This is a genomic window from Paraburkholderia fungorum, assembly GCF_046027215.1.
Taxonomy (GTDB): Bacteria; Pseudomonadota; Gammaproteobacteria; order Burkholderiales; family Burkholderiaceae; genus Paraburkholderia; species Paraburkholderia fungorum_D.
In genome coordinates, this window is sequence record NZ_JAQQEN010000002.1 from 2,837,666 (window position 1) to 2,854,276 (window position 16,611).

At 61.3% G+C, this 16,611-nt stretch carries 15 protein-coding genes; 11 read left to right on the forward strand and 4 right to left on the reverse strand.

The window, feature by feature from the left end; all coding sequences use genetic code 11:
• Nucleotides 1–245: 245 nt before the first annotated feature.
• The 8 genes from PQR27_RS33100 to PQR27_RS33135 all read left to right on the forward strand — a co-directional run bounded on the left by PQR27_RS33100 (nt 246) and on the right by PQR27_RS33135 (nt 9,169).
• Complete coding sequence (locus PQR27_RS33100) at nt 246–1,022, forward strand: DUF1295 domain-containing protein (RefSeq protein ID WP_408528377.1); 777 nt, start codon at nt 246–248, stop codon at nt 1,020–1,022.
• A 57-nt stretch (nt 1,023–1,079) separates the two neighbouring features.
• Nucleotides 1,080–2,183, forward strand: coding sequence for an SAM-dependent methyltransferase (locus tag PQR27_RS33105; protein WP_408527762.1), 1,104 nt, complete (start codon nt 1,080–1,082; stop codon nt 2,181–2,183).
• Between the two features lie 170 nt (nt 2,184–2,353).
• Nucleotides 2,354–2,953 carry a uracil-DNA glycosylase family protein gene (locus PQR27_RS33110; protein ID WP_408527763.1) on the forward strand — a complete coding sequence of 200 codons (600 nt, stop codon included), beginning with the start codon at nt 2,354–2,356 and terminating at the stop codon, nt 2,951–2,953.
• A 219-nt stretch (nt 2,954–3,172) separates the two neighbouring features.
• Nucleotides 3,173–3,988 (forward strand): class I SAM-dependent methyltransferase, encoded by an 816-nt coding sequence (locus PQR27_RS33115; protein ID WP_408527764.1) that lies wholly within the window; start codon nt 3,173–3,175, stop codon nt 3,986–3,988.
• Nucleotides 3,989–4,164: 176 nt separating this feature from the next.
• Nucleotides 4,165–4,764 (forward strand): cytochrome b, encoded by a 600-nt coding sequence (locus tag PQR27_RS33120; protein WP_408527765.1) that lies wholly within the window; start codon nt 4,165–4,167, stop codon nt 4,762–4,764.
• A gap of 58 nt (nt 4,765–4,822) precedes the next feature.
• Complete coding sequence (locus PQR27_RS33125) at nt 4,823–6,274, forward strand: glycosyltransferase family 2 protein (protein ID WP_408527766.1); 1,452 nt, start codon at nt 4,823–4,825, stop codon at nt 6,272–6,274.
• 175 nt (nt 6,275–6,449) lie between these two features.
• A complete protein-coding gene (locus PQR27_RS33130; RefSeq protein ID WP_408527767.1) occupies nt 6,450–7,688 on the forward strand; it encodes a Rieske 2Fe-2S domain-containing protein in 1,239 nt (412 codons plus the stop codon).
• A 1,064-nt stretch (nt 7,689–8,752) separates the two neighbouring features.
• On the forward strand, nt 8,753–9,169 hold the full coding sequence (locus tag PQR27_RS33135) for a rubredoxin (RefSeq protein WP_408527768.1): 417 nt from the start codon (nt 8,753–8,755) through the stop codon (nt 9,167–9,169).
• 56 nt (nt 9,170–9,225) lie between these two features.
• On the opposite strand, the gene PQR27_RS33140 is transcribed toward PQR27_RS33135, so the two are convergent.
• On the reverse strand, nt 9,226–10,080 hold the full coding sequence (locus tag PQR27_RS33140) for an oxidoreductase (protein WP_408527769.1): 855 nt from the start codon (nt 10,078–10,080) through the stop codon (nt 9,226–9,228).
• Between the two features lie 255 nt (nt 10,081–10,335).
• The gene (locus PQR27_RS33145) at nt 10,336–11,262 is read right to left on the reverse strand and encodes a LysR family transcriptional regulator (RefSeq protein WP_408527770.1); all 927 of its coding nucleotides are present in this window, start codon (nt 11,260–11,262) and stop codon (nt 10,336–10,338) included.
• A gap of 79 nt (nt 11,263–11,341) precedes the next feature.
• On the opposite strand from PQR27_RS33145, the gene lysA reads away from it, so the two are divergent.
• Nucleotides 11,342–12,616, forward strand: coding sequence for a diaminopimelate decarboxylase (gene lysA / locus PQR27_RS33150; RefSeq protein ID WP_408528378.1), 1,275 nt, complete (start codon nt 11,342–11,344; stop codon nt 12,614–12,616).
• 50 nt (nt 12,617–12,666) lie between these two features.
• Here lysA and PQR27_RS33155 read toward each other — a convergent pair whose 3' ends face one another.
• Nucleotides 12,667–13,587, reverse strand: a complete 921-nt coding sequence (locus PQR27_RS33155) for a LysR substrate-binding domain-containing protein (RefSeq protein ID WP_408527771.1) — start codon at nt 13,585–13,587, stop codon at nt 12,667–12,669.
• Nucleotides 13,588–13,703: 116 nt separating this feature from the next.
• Here PQR27_RS33155 and PQR27_RS33160 point away from each other — a divergent pair, with 116 nt between their 5' ends.
• On the forward strand, nt 13,704–14,471 hold the full coding sequence (locus tag PQR27_RS33160; RefSeq protein WP_408527772.1) for a transporter substrate-binding domain-containing protein: 768 nt from the start codon (nt 13,704–13,706) through the stop codon (nt 14,469–14,471).
• Between the two features lie 36 nt (nt 14,472–14,507).
• Complete coding sequence (locus PQR27_RS33165; protein WP_408527773.1) at nt 14,508–15,626, forward strand: succinylglutamate desuccinylase/aspartoacylase family protein; 1,119 nt, start codon at nt 14,508–14,510, stop codon at nt 15,624–15,626.
• Nucleotides 15,627–16,097: 471 nt separating this feature from the next.
• Here PQR27_RS33165 and PQR27_RS33170 read toward each other — a convergent pair whose 3' ends face one another.
• Nucleotides 16,098–16,364 (reverse strand): cupin domain-containing protein, encoded by a 267-nt coding sequence (locus tag PQR27_RS33170; RefSeq protein WP_408527774.1) that lies wholly within the window; start codon nt 16,362–16,364, stop codon nt 16,098–16,100.
• Nucleotides 16,365–16,611: the final 247 nt, after the last annotated feature.

The following is a 16,611-nucleotide window of genomic DNA, read 5'->3' on the forward strand; positions in this document are numbered from 1 at the left end:
GAACGGTGTTGCCGACACGATAGCGCTATCCGGCCGGCACCGCTGCTCGTGCATATATCGCGGCTTATGTTCTGCTGAAAAAGCCTTCAAACGGGAAAACGTCTTCGGTTCGCGTTCGCGTTCGCGCGACGAGCGGCGTTTCGACGGGCCAGCGCGCCGAAAACCCTGTTCCGTGTGGGATGCGCATCCGATGCCGTCGGCGCCGCGTATAAACCTGATCGTCATTGAATGAGGACGCCATGTCGCTGTCGCCACTCATGGCCACCGTAGTCGCCCTGATCGCGCTCGTCGTCATCTTCAGCGCGGTCTGGGCATGGCAACTGAAGACCGGGAACGCCGGCATGGTCGACCCTGTCTGGGCTTATTCGCTCGGTGCGGTAGCGGTGCTGTATGCGGTGCTCGGCACCGGCCATCCGCTGAGCCGTGCGTTGAGTGGGCTGGGCGGTTTGCTGTGGGGCATGCGCCTCGGCACGCATCTGTGGAATCGCAATTACGGCAAAGTGGAAGACGCGCGCTATCGCCGCTTTCGCGAAGAATGGGGCGACAAGGCGGCGAGCAGGATGTTCTGGTTTTTTCAGTTGCAAGTCGTGATTTCGATGCTGCTGTCGATTGCGTTTCTGGTGCCGTCGTACCGGACAAGTGCACCGGCGGCGGCCTCTAGTGTGCTGGCCGTGGTGCTGTGGATCGTCTCGGTGACGGGTGAAGGCGCCGCTGACCGGCAACTACGCGATTTCAGGGGCGATCCGGCCAATCACGACACCGTCTGCCGGGTGGGACTGTGGCGCTATTCGCGGCATCCGAATTACTTCTTCGAATGCGTGCATTGGCTTGCGTATCTCGCGCTGTCGATCGGCACGCCGTGGGGTTGGTTCACGTTATTGCCACCAGTGCTGATGGCGTGGTTGTTGCTGAAGCTCTCCGGCATCCCGCTGCTCGAAGAGAGCATGGCGAAACGGCGCGCCGGTTACGCCGATTACATGCGTACCACCAGCGCGCTGATTCCGTGGCCGCCACGGGATTAAGCATTGAGGTCAAATCCGAACAGTTAGAAAAACTAAGCGTCTAGAGGAGCCTGCGTGATGAGCCTTTCCACGACCGACCACACCATGCCGCCGACGTCGCCCGCCGAACCCGGCGACGGCTGGTTGATCCAGCGCTGCGAACGCGGTTGGCTACCTGATAGCGTGATCCGCTTCGGCATGCGTCAGTTGATCCGTCAGCGCTTGCGCGACGAAGCCGTGGATGATGGCGAACTGCGCGCACAGCGGCTCAATCGCCTGCTGGACGAACTGCGCGCCAGTCCAATTGCCATCGAAACCCAGGCGGCCAATTCGCAGCATTACGAAGTGCCCGCAGCGTTTTTCCATGCGCATCTCGGGCCGCATCTGAAGTACTCGTGCTGCCTGTATCCGAGCGGCACGGAGACGCTCGCCCAGGCCGAGGCGGCGATGCTCGAACAGTATGCCGAACGTGCGAAACTGGCCGACGGTCAGCGGATTCTCGATCTCGGCTGCGGTTGGGGTTCGTTGTCGTTATGGCTGGCGGCGCGCTATCCGCAGGCACAGATCGTCGCGCTTTCGAATTCGCATGGGCAGCGCGCGTTTATCGAAGCGTGTGCCGCTGAGCGCGGATTGCATAACGTCTCGGTGGTGACGGGCAACGTGGTCGATTTCGAATTCGACGATGCGCAGCTGGGTGGCGGCTTCGACCGTGTGGTGTCGATCGAGATGTTCGAGCATATGAAGAATTACGGGCTGCTGCTCGCGAAGATCGCGCGCTGGATGCGCGACGATGCCAAGCTGTTCGTCCATATTTTCGTGCATCGCACGCTCGCGTATCACTTCCAGGTGCGGGACGGCGGCGACTGGATGTCAAAGTACTTCTTCACCGGCGGCACGATGCCGTCAGAAGGGCTGTTGCTGAACTTCCAGGACGATCTGCGGATGGAGCGGCAATGGTGGGTAAGCGGCACGCACTATGAGCGGACCGCCAATCATTGGCTCGACGCGCTCGACGCCGCGCGTGACCGTGTGATGCCGATGCTGACGGATACGTATGGCGCGCGCGATGCCGCTATCTGGTTTCAGCGGTGGCGGATGTTTTATATGGCGGTCGCCGAACTGTTCGGCTATGCCAATGGGAATGAGTGGGGTGTAGGGCATTACCGGTTCGTGAAGCGGTGAGCGCCGCAGGTTTGCTTGCGGTCGGAACGCTCGTCTACCTGGCGCGAGTGAAGATTGACCGGCGCTTGCTCAAGCAGTTAAGGTAGTGGATTGCCGCAACCGCTCGATGAGCGCCAACAACCCGCGCCAACCGGTGCAGACAGGGATGGTGGGCGCCCATGCCACATAGCATGACTGCTACCCAAACTATCCCGCTCGATAAGCTGCTTCGCGAGATCCGCGCGTGCACGATCTGCGCCGGGGTATTGCCACATTCACCACGGCCGATCGTCGTTGCATCCGCGGAGTCGCGGGTGCTGATCATCGGCCAGGCGCCCGGCGCGCGCGTGCATGCGTCGGGGATTCCATGGAGCGACGCCAGCGGCGCGCGCTTGCGCAACTGGCTCGGCGTGTCCGACGAAACGTTCTATGACGCGTCGAAATTCGCCCTCGTGCCGATGGGTTTCTGCTTTCCGGGTAGAGGCACGAGTGGCGATCTGCCGCCGCGGCCCGAATGCGCCGCACATTGGCATCGCGCATTGCTCGCGCAATTGAAAGCGGTACGGCTGACGGTAGTGATTGGTCAATACGCGCAACGTTTCGCTTTAGGCGACGGCTACGGGCCGAGTTTGACCGATACGCTGCTGCGCTGGCGCGAGTACGGCCCTGGCGTGATCCCGCTGCCGCATCCTTCACCTCGCAATATCGCGTGGTTCAAACGCAATCCGTGGTTCGAAGCTGACGTGTTGCCTACGCTGCGGGTCCGGGTGGCCGAGGCGTTGTCGGTCTAGGCGGAGACATTTGTCGAATTGCGGGAAACTGCGCGGCCATACGGGCATCAAACCTTGATGCATCCCCGAAGCGTGGGCGCCCTCGCCGTATCCGATCGAATGGCGGGGGCAAAGACGTGAGCGACAGAGCGGCGTCCAAACAGGGACAATAGCGTCCTTTCCGGTATGCCGTATGCCGTATGGCAACTGCCGCCGCCGCACGCCTGCCAGGAACTGCCGATGACCGCTCCGATCCCCTTTGTCCCGGACCGCTTCAAGACAACCGCCGCGCATTACCTGGCGGGTCGCCCCGCCTATTCACCGCGACTGATCCGTCGTGTCGCGCAGTCATGCCAGTTGGGCGACGCGCATCGGTTGCTCGACCTCGGTTGTGGGCCTGGGCAACTGTCGCTGGCGTTTTCGTCGTGGATCGGCGCCGGGCTCGCGCTTGACCCGGAAACGGAAATGCTGCGCGTCGCGGCCCGCCTCGGCTCGGGCATCGCGCCGAATATCGAGTACCGCAAGGGCGGTTCGTACGATCTGTCGCCGGCGCTGGGGCGCTTCCGGCTGGCGGTGATCGGCCGTGCGTTTCACTGGATGGACCGGCCCGATACGCTGGCGCGTCTGAACGAGCTGATCGAACCGGAAGGCGCGGTTGCCCTGTTTTCGACGGCGAGCGTTACCGATGCGGCCATTCCCTGGCTCGCGCCTTATCGCGCGCTGCTCGAAGAATACTCACAAAGCGATCCGGCACGCCTGCAGCGGAAGTCGGACGAATGGGAGAGTCACGACGTCGTCCTGGCGAAATCGCTGTTCGCTGCGCTCGAGCGCATATCGATCGTCGAAACGCGGCGGGTGTCCGTCGAATCGCTGACGGCGCGGCCGCTGTCGATGTCGAGCCTGTCGCGCGAAAGACTGGGCGTGCGTCTGGACGAGCTGGTCGCGCGCATCACGGCGCTACTGGATGCGCACGCAACCAATGGCTGGCTTGATGAGCGGATCGAATCGACCGCGCTGATCGCGCGGCGCGAGGCGGCACAGGCCCCGGCGCGGTAATGGCCGCTGCACGCCAGGCGTCGACGAAATAAACTGAAATACACAATTAAGCGCCTGATGGAATAAAACGGCAAACTGGGGCGTTTGCCTTGAACCTGCGATGCAATCAGGCGTGCAGCGGCACGGCCGAATTTCAAACAGCTTTCGCAGAAACGCATTTGTGGACGGAACAACCGATGAATACTCACGCCGACTCCCTCACCGACTCGACCGGCACGTCACCGCCGTCGCGCTATACCCGCACCGCAATGGTCCTGCACTGGCTGATTGCGCTGTTGATGATCGGCAATGTGGTGCTCGGCCTGAGCGCGGATTCCTTGCCTGATGACTGGGTGCGCCCGGTGGTCAATACCCACAAGTCGATCGGCATTACGGTGCTGGGCCTCGCGCTGATGCGCATTCTGTGGCGCATGTCGCACAAGCCGCCGCCGCTGCCGCGCGAGTTTCCGTCGTGGGAGAAGATCGCTGCACACGTCGCGCACTTCCTTTTGTACCTCCTGATGATCGCGCTGCCGCTATCGGGCTGGCTGCACGATTCCGCGTGGAAAGACGCGGCCACGCATCCGATGCGCCTGTTCAACCTGTTCCCATGGCCGCGTATCGGCTATGTGATGCATCTCGATCCGACGCTCAAGGAAACGCTGCATGACCGCTTCGGCGCCTTGCATACGTGGCTCGGCTACGCGCTCTATGCGTTGCTGGCGATGCATATCGGCGGCGCGCTGAAGCATCAGTGGATCGATCGCAAGTCCGTGCTCAAGCGCATGGTGCCGTGAGCATCGGCAGGTCGCATTTCATTTATCAACCGTACTATCGACGGACTTCGCAGTCATCTTGAAGAAAACTCTGGAACAGGCGCTGGCCCTGGCATCGCCGCGCATCCTGCCGCGTCCCGCTACGGCGCTGAGCTCGCTGATACATCTGAGCGTCGTCGCGTTGTGGCTGCTGCTATTCGCCCGCGCGTTCTTTCTGCAAGGCGTGGTGGCGTGGTCCACGGGTATTGCGTACGTGGTGTATGACACCTTGCTGCTGGCGTTCGTCACGTGGAAAACATTACCGCTGATGCGGGCCGCGGTGCCGCTCGAACCGGATTACGACCAACGCAGCCTGCCAAGCATGGGCGTGATCGTCGCGTCGCATAACGAGGCGGCCGTGTTGCCGGTAACGCTTGCCGCATTGCTGCGCCAGACGCATGGTCCGGCACAGATCGTGATCGCCGACGACGGTTCCACCGATCACACCCACGCGCTGCTCACCGAACGCTTCGGGCTGACCGCGGCGGCCGAGGGCGTACTGAGCGCGCCAAGCGCGCTTTACCCGAATCTCTACTGGTTGCGCGTGCCGCACGCCGGCAAGGCGCGCGCGCTGAACGCCGCTATTACGCAGATGACCACGGAGACGGTCATGACCGTCGACGCCGACACGCTGCTCGACGACGACGCCACTTACGCGATGCGTGCCGCTTTCGCCAGCGAGCCGAAGCTGGTTGCGGCGGCCGGCATTCTGGTGCCGGTCTGCGGCAAGTCGGTGTCGGGCCGCGTGTTCCAGTGGTTCCAGACTTACGAGTACATGCGCAACTTCATCGCCCGCTTTGCGTGGATGCGCGCCGACAGTCTGCTGCTGATTTCGGGCGCGTTCGCGTCGTTCAAGCGCGACGCGCTGGTCGACGTGGGCGGTTTCGATCCGCAATGCCTGGTCGAAGACTACGAGCTGATTCACCGGCTGCGCCGCTATTCCGTCGATCACGGCCTGGGCTGGGACGTACGGGTGGTCGGCGACGCCCACGCGCACACCGACGCGCCGGGCAATCTCAGCAGTTTCCTGCGGCAGCGCCGCCGCTGGTTCGCGGGCTTCCTGCAAACGCAGTACTGGAACCGCGACATGACCGGCAACCCGCGCTACGGCACGCTGGGCATGCTGATGCTGCCGGTCAAGGCGATCGACACCATGCAGCCGATCTACGGGCTGACCGCGTTTGCGCTGCTGCTCGGATTCCTGTTCGGCGGCCACGGGGCAATCGTCATATCGATCTTCAGCGTGATCGGCCTGAAAACCGCGATCGATCTCGCGTTTTATCTGTGGAGCATCCATCTGTACCGCCGCTGGACTGGCGAGCGCAGCGGCACCAGCTTGTGGATGGCGGTCCTCGCGGCGATTGCCGAGCCGTTCACGTTTCAGCTGGTCCGCCATGTCGGCGCGCTGCTGGGCTGGCTGCAATTCCTGCGCGGCGGACGCTCGTGGGGTGTGCAACGCCGTTCCGGGCTGGTGGCGCGCGACGAAGGCTAGCGGCGGATCGCGGCGCCTGACGCATGCGGGTGGTGGCGTCGACGGGTGGCATTGAGGGTTTTCGAGTGCCGCCGCCAAACCCAAGTCGTTTCTGGTTCGAGTAGACTGTGCGACGATGCTGCCCTCAAACGTGGGGCGGCGACCTTCTATTCGCTCGTGCTCGGAGGCTCGACCTATGCATGCTGTCCCCCCGCTCGAACAAGACATCGTCGATGCGCTCGTCGATGCGTCGGCTGCTCAGAGCGCCACGCAGACATCCACCCATGAATCCGTGAAGGCGCACGCGCCGGGGCATGCCATCAATGGCGCGCCTGTGCGCGATCTGCGCCGCGTCGGCATTCACCCTGACTACTGGTATCCGCTTGCGTGGTCGCATGAGGTGAAACGGGGCAAGACGCACGGTGTGACGTTCGCGGGTGAGCCGATCGTGCTGGCGCGCACCGAGTCTGGCAAGGCGTTCGCGCTTGAGGACCGCTGCGCGCATCGTCAGGTGCCGTTGCATCAGGGTGTGGTGGATGGCGAATCGATCCGTTGCAGTTATCACGGCTGGACTTACGACTGCTCGGGCAAGTGCATCGACGTGCCCTATCTGGGCCGCGAGCGTCTGCCGAACGGTGTGCGCTCTTACCCGTGCCGCGAAGTCGAGGGGTTGATTTTTGTGTTCCCGGGCGACCCTGCTCTGGCTGAAGTACGGCCGCTGCCCGCGTTTGGTTCCGTTTCGGACAAGAAGTACAAGACCCGCCGTTTTGGCCGCCCGGTGAATTGTCACTACTCGTTCATGCACGAGAATCTGATGGACATGAACCATCAGTTCCTGCATCGCCGGCAGATGGGGCAGATGCGTGCGCGTTCGCTGGGGCGTCGGCGCGGCGAGGGCTGGGTGGAAGTCGACTATACGTTTGCGCGCATGGCGGGTCAGCAGCCGATTGGCGAGGCGATTGTGTTCGGCCAGAGCCGTAAAACTGGCGGCGACAATGATAAGGACGTGATGACGATCCGCACCGAGTATCCGTATCAGACGTTGCAGATTCGGACGTCCGAGCAGACGCTGGTGATGGACTTGTGGATTGTGTATGTGCCGCTCGATCGCGAGCAGCGCACGAACCGCACGTTCGGGTTGTTGTCGATTCGCAAACCGAGTATTCCTGGCGTGTTGAATCTCGCGTGGCCGCTGTTGGTGTGGTTCACGGAACGTATTTTCAAGGAAGATCGCGAGATTGTTGAGGCTGAACAGCGCGCGCACGATAGCCAAGGCGCGGATTGGAATCACGAGGTGTTTCCGGTCATCAATGAACTACGGGCTTTGCTACGAGAGGGGGGGGCGCCGGATCAGGTTGTCGGCGCTGGCACGGGGGATACCGCCGTGATTCGGTTTTGGGATTCTAGGGAGGGGGGGCCGTTGGCCAGGAGTTGAGGTTTTTTTGCCTTTGGCGGCGGCATTTTCCTGGTTCTCGCTTCTTTGGCCTTTCCTTGTTTGCTTATTGGTTTATTAGCGTTCCCCCTGTGCGGGGGGGCACCTACTTTTCTTTGCCGCCGCAAAGAAAAGTAGGCAAAAGAAAGCGGCTTCAAACCGCTAATTCTTAAGTGGGTCCCCTGGCTTGGAGGGGATCGTGGCTCCGTAGAGATTGGGCCGGCGCACCTGCTCTCGTGAGTGACCAGGCTGTCATGCTTCCGGCGGCGCTGCGCGCGCCGATGCGGTACTTCATCAAACCTCCGCCACGTTTTACGCACGCGGTTCTCTTCGGCGCCTCGCCGAGGCGAAGCCGATGGCCCCCACCGCGCTCAAACGAAGCGCTTGGTTTCCCTGGCAGACCCGTCCGCGACGCACGCAGTGCGGAGTGGGAGCGAATGACGGCTGTGTCACAGCCGCTTATGGACCACGGTGTGATCCGTTTATCGCACCACGATCCCCTCCAAGCCAGGGGACCCGCTTAAAAATTAGCGGTTTGAAGCCGCTTTCTTTTGCCTACTTTTCTTTGCGGCTGGCAAAGAAAAGTAGGTGCCCCCCCGCACAGGGGGAACGCTAATAAACCAATAAGAAATGAAACACCAAACGCCGTAGGCATAGAGAAACACCAACGCCGTAGGCAAGCAGAAAAACCCGAAACCAAATTCCGCCCCGCAGGGAATCACACCATCTCCCCCGAGTAGGGAATCAGCGCTACTGAAACAGCGATAATGCGCACACCAACTGCGCACGGGTTTGCCCCCAACCGGCATGTGCCAACCCCAACCCCGACCTTGTGTAAAATCTCCCTTTTTTCCGCATTCAAGAACACCCTGTGCCTACTCAACAAATCCCCACCGCATCGCGTAAATCCCTCACTCTGCTGCAACTGCTGGGCCTCATCGGCGTGGCCGGCCTGATCGCCGCGATCGTTCTGAACCACTTCGCGTAACCCACCGCAAGGCCCCATGCCAGCTATCTGGCCCCCAATCCGCCGCTAGCCACCGGCCCCATCGATATTCCGATTTGCCATGTACAAGAAGGGCGTAGCCGTAGAAATCCAGTTTTCCCCCGAGCGACTCAACGACGGCGCCGGCGATCCGTACTGGATCGACCTGACGCAGGCCGAAGCGCAACGGCTGCTGGAAAGCCTGCAGGCACGCCTTGCGGAAGACGTCGCAATCACCGCCGCACCTCTGGTGATGAGTCTCGATGAGACGCCTGCATCCCATCACACAGACACGCCCCTTGCAGCGGTAGAAACGACCGCTTCAGCAGACGACTTCAAACAGTGGGTCTGCGTGATCTGCGGCTGGATCTATGACGAAGCCGCCGGTTTGCCGGAAGAAGGCATCGCCCCCGGCACACGTTGGGCAGATGTGCCAGCCGACTGGCGCTGCCCACTCTGCGACGTGGGCAAGGAAGACTTCGCGCTGGTCGAGTTCTAAGCCCGACCACCCGCCGTCCAGACACCGGATAAACCGCACGTCAGAAGGCGACGCGATTAACGCTCGCCCTCAGGAAAATCCGCGCCCACGGTCGTGGCTTCCCACGCATCAAAGTCGCCGCGCATGAAGTCCAGTTTCTTGTGCGCCAGTTCAAGCGCGATCTTGCCGAGCAGCAAACGTAGCGGCGGCGTGTCAGATAGCGCGGCGTCGATAATCGCCTGGGCGGCGCGCACGGGATCGCCGGTCTGCTTGCCGCTGCGCGCCGCGGTCTGCTTGCGGCGTTCGCCGGCAGTGTCGGCGTAGGCGTCGATTACCGTGGCCGACGCTTTGATCGACGGCCCCGCCCAGTTGGTGCGGAACGGACCGGGCTCGACAATCAGCACGCCGATGCCAAGCGGCTTCACCTCCGTCGCCAGCGACTCGGAGAGTCCCTCCACCGCGTATTTGGTGGCGTGGTAATAGCCGGTTGCCGCGAAACTCGACAGGCCGCCAATCGACGACACATTCACGATCAAACCGCTGCGCTGCTCGCGCATGATGGGCAGCACAGCCTTCGTCAGATCGATCAGACCGAACACGTTGGTCTCGAACATCGCGCGGACTTCGTCGTCCTCGCCTTCTTCTATCGCGGCCAGGTAGCCGTAGCCGGCGTTATTGACGAGCGCGTCGATGCGGCCGAAGCGTTGCGTCGCTTGCGCCACCACGTCCTTGATTTGCGCGCGGTTCGTCACGTCGAGCGGCAGGACCAGCGCGCGCTCGCCGTAGGCTTCGGCGATATCCGCGACCTTCGACGGGTCGCGCGCCGTCACCACTGCGCGCCAGCCGCGCTCCAGCACCAGCTTGGCCAGCTCGCGGCCGAATCCGGTAGAACAACCTGTAATCAACCAGACGGGATTGTCTCGGTTCATCATTTGGGAAACTCCTGTTGATAGTTCAACGGCATGTCGAAATTGCATGCTGGGCAAAAGCGCATAACGTCACGCATGTTCGCAGTCCAGCGCACTGCAGGTACTCGATTGAAGCGCGTCCATGTTCCACGGGTTGATGACGGCGGCTGCCAGGGCCCTGGCTTACAGATGGGATTCGATTTAACGCGCGATGGTCGCCGTCAGGGACGGTTAGCGTGTCTTGCGTTGCTCGTGTGGATCGCTCGTTGAGCCGCGCCGTTATGGCTTGCGCTTCGTGTGGCGTTTCAATTGTAGTCGCAGCGCGCTTGCCTCGCTTTGCAGTGCTTCGACAAACGCGCCGGCCAGCGGATGGCTCGGACGATGCTCCGGATGAACCACGCTCACACGAAATGGAAACGACACGGCGAGCGGCCGTATATGCAGATTGCGGCCCGCAAAATCGAGCGCGGTCAGCGGATTGACGATCGCGACGCCGAGCCCTTGCCGGACGAAGCCGCATACGGAAACGGCAGTGGGTGTCTCGATCATCTGGCGGCGCGCGATGCCCGCCTGGGCGAAGGCGTCGTCGATCTGAATCCGGTACGGATCGTTCGACGACAGGCTCACAAAAGGCTGATTCGCCAAATCCTTCAGCTCGATCACGCGCTTTGCAAGCAGTGGATGCGCATCGGGCAGCACACAGACTTCGTCGACTTCAAGCAAGGGCGTCAGGCGCGTTCCGGCCGGCGGCGCGCCGTGCTCGGTCAACCCGAGGTCGTAGCGCTGCGCGGTCAGCCACTCTTCGAGAAACGGCGACTCCTGCGTCGCGATGGACAGACTCACGCCGGGCTGTGCGTCGTGAAAGCGTTTCGATGCACCCGGCAAAATCGAATGCGAAAACGCGGGCAACGCGATGATGGAGAGCTGGCCGCCCTGAAACTCGCGCAAGCTCGCTGCCGTGGACGCAACCCGTTCAAGCCCGACATAAGCGCGCTTGATCTCGTCGAACAGCGTCAACGCGGACAGGGTGGGACGCAGCCGCCCATGCACGCGCTCGAACAGGGCAAAGCCGATGCTCTGCTCCATGCGTGCGAGTTCGCGGCTCACCGTGGGCTGCGAGGTGAAGAGCATCTCGGCCGCTTTGGTGACGCTGCCTGCCGTCATCAACGCGCGGAAGACCTCGATATGCCGATGCGTGAGTGCCATATTGCCTATATCAGGAATGAATGGATAAGCGAAAAATTGGTATTTTACTGAATATGCCGTATTCAGCATCATGTCGGTCATGACATACGTTGCGCCACAGGGCGCCGACACCGTGACCACTTTCGATCCGCAACAACTCGTTGAGCTGGCCCAACAGCACGGCACGCCCCTTTGGGTCTACGACGCGGACGTGATCCGGCGGCGCGTCGCTGAACTGCGCAGCTTCGACGTGATCCGCTATGCGCAGAAGGCGTGCTCCAACGTGCACATTCTGAAGCTGATGCGCGACGCAGGGGCGATGGTCGACGCGGTGTCGCTGGGTGAAATCTCGCGCAGTCTCGCGGCGGGTTTCACGGCTGACGGCGATCCCGAGGGTGTGGTTTTCACGGCGGATCTCATCGATCACGCCACCCTGGCGGCGGTGATTAAACATCGCATCACCGTCAATGCCGGATCGCTCGATATGCTCGAGCGCATTGGGCAGCATGCGCCTGAAGGTCATCGCGTGTGGCTGCGGATCAATCCTGGATTCGGGCATGGGCACAGCAACAAGACCAACACGGGCGGAGAGCATAGCAAGCACGGCATCTGGCTCGACGATCTGCCACTGGCGATAGCCATGGTGCGGCGATATCGGCTGAAGCTGGTCGGATTGCACATGCATATCGGCTCCGGCGTCGACTATGGACATCTGTCGCGTGTGTGCGATGCGATGGTCGAAGCGGTGACAGGTTTGGGCCACGATATCGAAGCCATTTCCGCCGGCGGTGGCCTATCCTTGCCGTATCGCGAAGGCGAGCCGCGGATCGATGTCGAGCACTATTTCCGCCTTTGGGACGCAGCGCGGCGGCAGATCGAAGCACATCTCGGGCATCGCGTGAGACTGGAGATCGAACCGGGGCGCTTTCTTGTCGCGCAAGCGGGTGTGCTGGTTGCCGAGGTGCACGCGCTCAACCGGCGGCCGAACCGACATTTCGCGCTGGTCGATGCGGGCTTCAATGATCTGGTGAGGCCGTCGTTTTACGGCAGCCATCATGAGATGACGGTGGTGAAAGGCGACGGCACGCTGCGCGATGCCCCGCAGGGATCGTTCGCGGTCGCCGGGCCGTTGTGCGAAGCAGGCGACGTGTTCACGCAGGAGGCAGGCGGTGTCGTCACGAGCCGCTCGATGCGGACGCCGGAAGTAGGGGACTTCATCGTGTTTCACGATGTAGGGGCGTATGGCGCGTCGATGTCATCGAATTACAATAGCCGGCCGTTGGCTGCGGAAGTGTTGCTCGAAAATGGCAGGCCGCGACTGATCCGGCGTCGGCAAACCATCGACGAATTGATCGCGCTCGAAACGCTGGCGTGATGCAAACGTGCTGAGTTGCAGCGCGCTCGCACCGTGACGTCAGCGCGGCTCTACCGCGCCCGCACCGTGCGCGTGTACGACGCAATCATCGTCGCGAGTTCCTGCGCGGCGGGCGTGACGGGAATCGCCGCGCGTTGCAGCAGACACACATTCTGTTCGACCGCGCGCTCGCGCACATTGATCGACGTGAGTGTGCTTGCAAACGGCCCGCGCTTCGCCACGATCGACGACTCCAGCGACAGACAGTCCGTCGCGCCAACCAGATGCAGCGTCTCGTACAAACCTTCGACCGTCGCGATAATTTTCGGCGGCGGCAAGCCGTGGCTCTCCAACAGATGGCTCAGGCGGTTGATTTGCGGATCGTCAGTGAGATTCGGCGAACGCGTAGCCACCCACGTGCAATCGACGAGTTCGGCAAGCGACGTCGCCCCCGCTTTCGGATGACCACGACGGCAGACGATCACCGGATCGGACGGGTAGAGCGGCGTGACGGACAGATCGGCTGTATCAGTGTGTTTCGACACCAGCGCGACAGCGAAATCCAGCGTGCCCTCGCGAATCCACGAAATCATCATCCGCGACGTACCGGTGCGCAAATGCACCGCGACCCGTTCGAAGCGCGCGCGGAACTCCATCAGCACCGGCGCCAGCGCATCGATGAGCGGCTCGGTGGTCATGCCGAACGTCACTTCGCCGGCGTAGTCGCCGCGCAACTGCTGCACTTCCTGTTCGGCGCGCTCGCATTCGCCGAGGATCGCACCCGCGCGCTGCAACAGACGCTGGCCGAGCGCGGTCAGCGCAATACCGCGATTCGTGCGGGTGAACAGGGTCGCGCCCAGCATCGATTCGAGATTCTGCAACTGCTGCGTGATACCGCTCTGGGCAATGCCGAGCGCCCGCGACGCCGCGCGGATGCTGCCGTGCTCGGCCACGGCGGTGAACGCACGCAACTGGGAGATCGTCAATGCCATGAAGAATCCCGGTGATCGGTAAAAGTGATCATGATATTACTTTCGGGCCTTCTTTGAGGCGCGGCGGCGGCATAGGATTGCTCTGTAGCAATCCGCCCAACTCACACCCGTCTCCCATGAAAATCCCGCTGATGATTTTGAGCGCCGCGCTGGCTTTCAGCAGTGGTGCGTTTGCCGCCGACTCCGGCACGCTGCGCCTCGGTATCGACCCGAGCTATCCGCCGATGGACGCCAAGGCGCCCGATGGCAGCTTCAAAGGCTTCGACGTCGATCTCGGCAACGAAATCTGCCGGCGAATTCACGCACGCTGCCAGTGGGTCGAACTTGAGTTCTCGGGGATGATTCCCGCGTTGCAGGCGCGCAAGATCGACGCGATTCTTTCGTCGATGGCGATTACTGAAAAGCGCGAGCAACAGATCCTGTTTTCGTCGAAGCTGTTCCAGTTCAAATCGCGGCTGATCGCGCGTCAAGGTTCGCCGCTCGCGGGCGGTACGAATGCGTTGGCCGGCAAACAGATCGGTGTGCAGTCCGGCACGCAGTTCGAGGGGTATGCGTTGAAGAACTGGGCGCCGCTTGGCGTGCATGTGGTCGCATACAAGAGTCAGGATGAGGTGTTCGCCGACTTGCAGAACGGCCGCCTCGACGGCGCGTTGCTCGGATCCGTTGAAGCCGACTATGGCTTTTTGCGCACGCCGGCGGGGAAGGGCTTTGCGTTTGTCGGCGAACCGCTTTCGATGGGCGATCGTGGCGTGGGCATCGGCTTGCGCAAGGATGAGACTGCGGTGCAGGCGTCCATTAACGAGGCGATTGCTTCGATGCGCAAGGACGGTACGTACGCGCAGATCGCGAAGAAGTACTTCGACTTCGATCCGTACGGCAATTGATTTTTCGTTTTCTATTCTTCTCCAGACCATCCGCTCATGAATAAGCAATCGATTCCGCTTCTATCACCGGCTATCGGCACGCACCGCGAACTGGTGTCGTTTCACTTTGGCCCTGCGGATAGCGGGCAGAAGATCTACATTCAGGCGTCGCTGCATGCCGATGAAACGCCGGCGATGTTGACGACGGTTTTACTCAAGCGTCGGTTGCTCGAACTCGAAAAGCAGGGCGCGCTGAATGCGGAAATCGTGCTGGTGCCGGTGGCGAATCCGGTTGGACTCGGGCAGTACGTGCTCGGGCAGTTTCTGGGGCGTTTCGATCTGGGCAGCGGCAAGAACTTCAACCGACATTTCTTGCAGTTCCCGAAGTTGGTGGCGCGGGCGAAGGAGGCTGTGGGTTCGGATGCTGCGGAGAATAGGCGGATTGTTCGTGAGTTGATTGCTGCCGAGTTAGCTGAACAGAAGCCGTTGACTGAGTTTGAATCGCTGCAATTAGCGTTGCTGAAGCTTTCATTCGATGCGGACGTGGTGATTGATTTGCATTGTTCTTTGGAAGCGGCGATGCATCTGTATACCAGTGAGGCAGCGTGGCCTGAATTTGAGCCTTTGTCGCGGTATCTGGGTGCGCAGGCTTCGTTGCTGGCGACCGATTCAGGTGGGGCGGCGTTTGATGAGACGCATAGCTTGTTGTGGTGGACGTTGCAGCAGGAAATGCCCCGTGATAAGCCGGTGCCTACCGGGACGATTGCTGTGACGGTGGAGTGCCGCGGGCAGCGGGATGTGTCTTATGAAGTTGCGCAGGAAGATGCGGATGCGTTGGTTGATTATCTGGCTTGGCGCAAGGCGATTCGGGTTGATGCTGTTAAACCGTTGCCCGAGCTTTTGTCGCCCGCTACGCCGCTCGCTGGCAGTGAACAGTTTTATGCGCCGGTTAGCGGGATTCTCATTCATCGCGCGAAGATTGGCGACACGATTCGTGTCGGGCAGGCTTTGTTCGATATCGTCGATCCGTTGACGGATGAGACCACAACTTTGTCTAGTAACACTGAAGGTGTGCTTTATATGCGGCGCGCGATTCGGTTTGTGACGGCTGGGGCGCCGTTGGGGCGGGTGACTGGGACGCGGGCTTTTAGGACTGGGGTTTTGTTGGGGGCGTGAGTTTTTTTGCCTTTGGCGGTGTTGTCCGGTTTGCCTCCGGTGTTGGCCTTTCCTTGTTTGCTTGTCGGTCTATTAGTGTCGCCCCTGTGCGGGGCAGGCACTTACTTTCTTTGCCGCCGCAAAGAAAGTAAGCAAAGAAAGCGGCCCACACCGCTAATTCTTAAGTGGGTCCCCTGGCTTGGAGGGGATTGTGGTGCGATAAACGGACCACACCTCGGTCCGTTAGGGTCTGTGACACAGCCGTCATTCGCTCCCACTCCGCACTGCGTGCATCGCGGATGGGTCTGCCAGGGAAACCGGGCGCTTCGGTTGTGCGTGGCTTTCTATGCAAAGGCCATAGATAAAGAGGCCGAGGTGAGCAGGCCCTGTCATTCGAAATCTGGGTCTGAGAACGCCACCTTTCTGAGCGCAATCCGTCGTTACCTTGCCAGTGCCGGATTGGTTCGGAATTGGCCGCAGACTGGCACCCGCCTACTTCCTTCCCACCAGATACGTCACACCATTCGGACCACAGCGCTCTGCGTGCGGTTTGTTGGCCGGCAAATGGAAGACGTCGCCCGCTTTGTACACCTGCTCTGCTGCACCCACGCGGATGTGTAACTCGCCTTCCAGAATCAACGCCTTCGCTTCGAACGGATGCTGGTGAATATCCATCGAAGTGTTCGCCTCCCGCGTCACAACGACGGCCTCTGCGAAACCGTCTTTCGTCAGGCTTTCAGTGAATGTTTCGCGGTCCATGGTGTCTCCATCGGCAAGCAGTCGCGGAGATTCACTGTAACGCTATCCGTCAATTCGAACAGAGCGCAGCCGTCTGTCATGCCTTCCAGTATCTCTCCAACAAGACGCTTATATTCGGCAAGCTTCACTGAAGGCGCGGCTTCATGAATAGAGCTTAAGTGGCCCATCGACCCAGGACGCAATCAACAGTCGCTCACTGCAAGACATCAAGCTTCTGAGCTTCGATCAAGCACCCGAAAAAAGCAGC

What these genes read in the sequence shown, in the direction of transcription:
- PQR27_RS33105 (WP_408527762.1), top strand. Translation starts at nt 1,080, where the DNA reads ATGAGCCTTTCCACGACCGACCACACCATGCCGCCGACGTCGCCCGCC.
- PQR27_RS33110 (WP_408527763.1), top strand. Translation starts at nt 2,354, where the DNA reads ATGACTGCTACCCAAACTATCCCGCTCGATAAGCTGCTTCGCGAGATC.
- PQR27_RS33115 (WP_408527764.1), top strand. Translation starts at nt 3,173, where the DNA reads ATGACCGCTCCGATCCCCTTTGTCCCGGACCGCTTCAAGACAACCGCC.
- PQR27_RS33120 (WP_408527765.1), top strand. Translation starts at nt 4,165, where the DNA reads ATGAATACTCACGCCGACTCCCTCACCGACTCGACCGGCACGTCACCG.
- PQR27_RS33130 (WP_408527767.1), top strand. Translation starts at nt 6,450, where the DNA reads ATGCATGCTGTCCCCCCGCTCGAACAAGACATCGTCGATGCGCTCGTC.
- PQR27_RS33135 (WP_408527768.1), top strand. Translation starts at nt 8,753, where the DNA reads ATGTACAAGAAGGGCGTAGCCGTAGAAATCCAGTTTTCCCCCGAGCGA.
- PQR27_RS33140 (WP_408527769.1), bottom strand. Translation starts at nt 10,080, where the DNA reads ATGATGAACCGAGACAATCCCGTCTGGTTGATTACAGGTTGTTCTACC.
- PQR27_RS33145 (WP_408527770.1), bottom strand. Translation starts at nt 11,262, where the DNA reads ATGGCACTCACGCATCGGCATATCGAGGTCTTCCGCGCGTTGATGACG.
- lysA (WP_408528378.1), top strand. Translation starts at nt 11,342, where the DNA reads ATGACATACGTTGCGCCACAGGGCGCCGACACCGTGACCACTTTCGAT.
- PQR27_RS33155 (WP_408527771.1), bottom strand. Translation starts at nt 13,587, where the DNA reads ATGGCATTGACGATCTCCCAGTTGCGTGCGTTCACCGCCGTGGCCGAG.
- PQR27_RS33160 (WP_408527772.1), top strand. Translation starts at nt 13,704, where the DNA reads ATGAAAATCCCGCTGATGATTTTGAGCGCCGCGCTGGCTTTCAGCAGT.
- PQR27_RS33165 (WP_408527773.1), top strand. Translation starts at nt 14,508, where the DNA reads ATGAATAAGCAATCGATTCCGCTTCTATCACCGGCTATCGGCACGCAC.
- PQR27_RS33170 (WP_408527774.1), bottom strand. Translation starts at nt 16,364, where the DNA reads ATGGACCGCGAAACATTCACTGAAAGCCTGACGAAAGACGGTTTCGCA.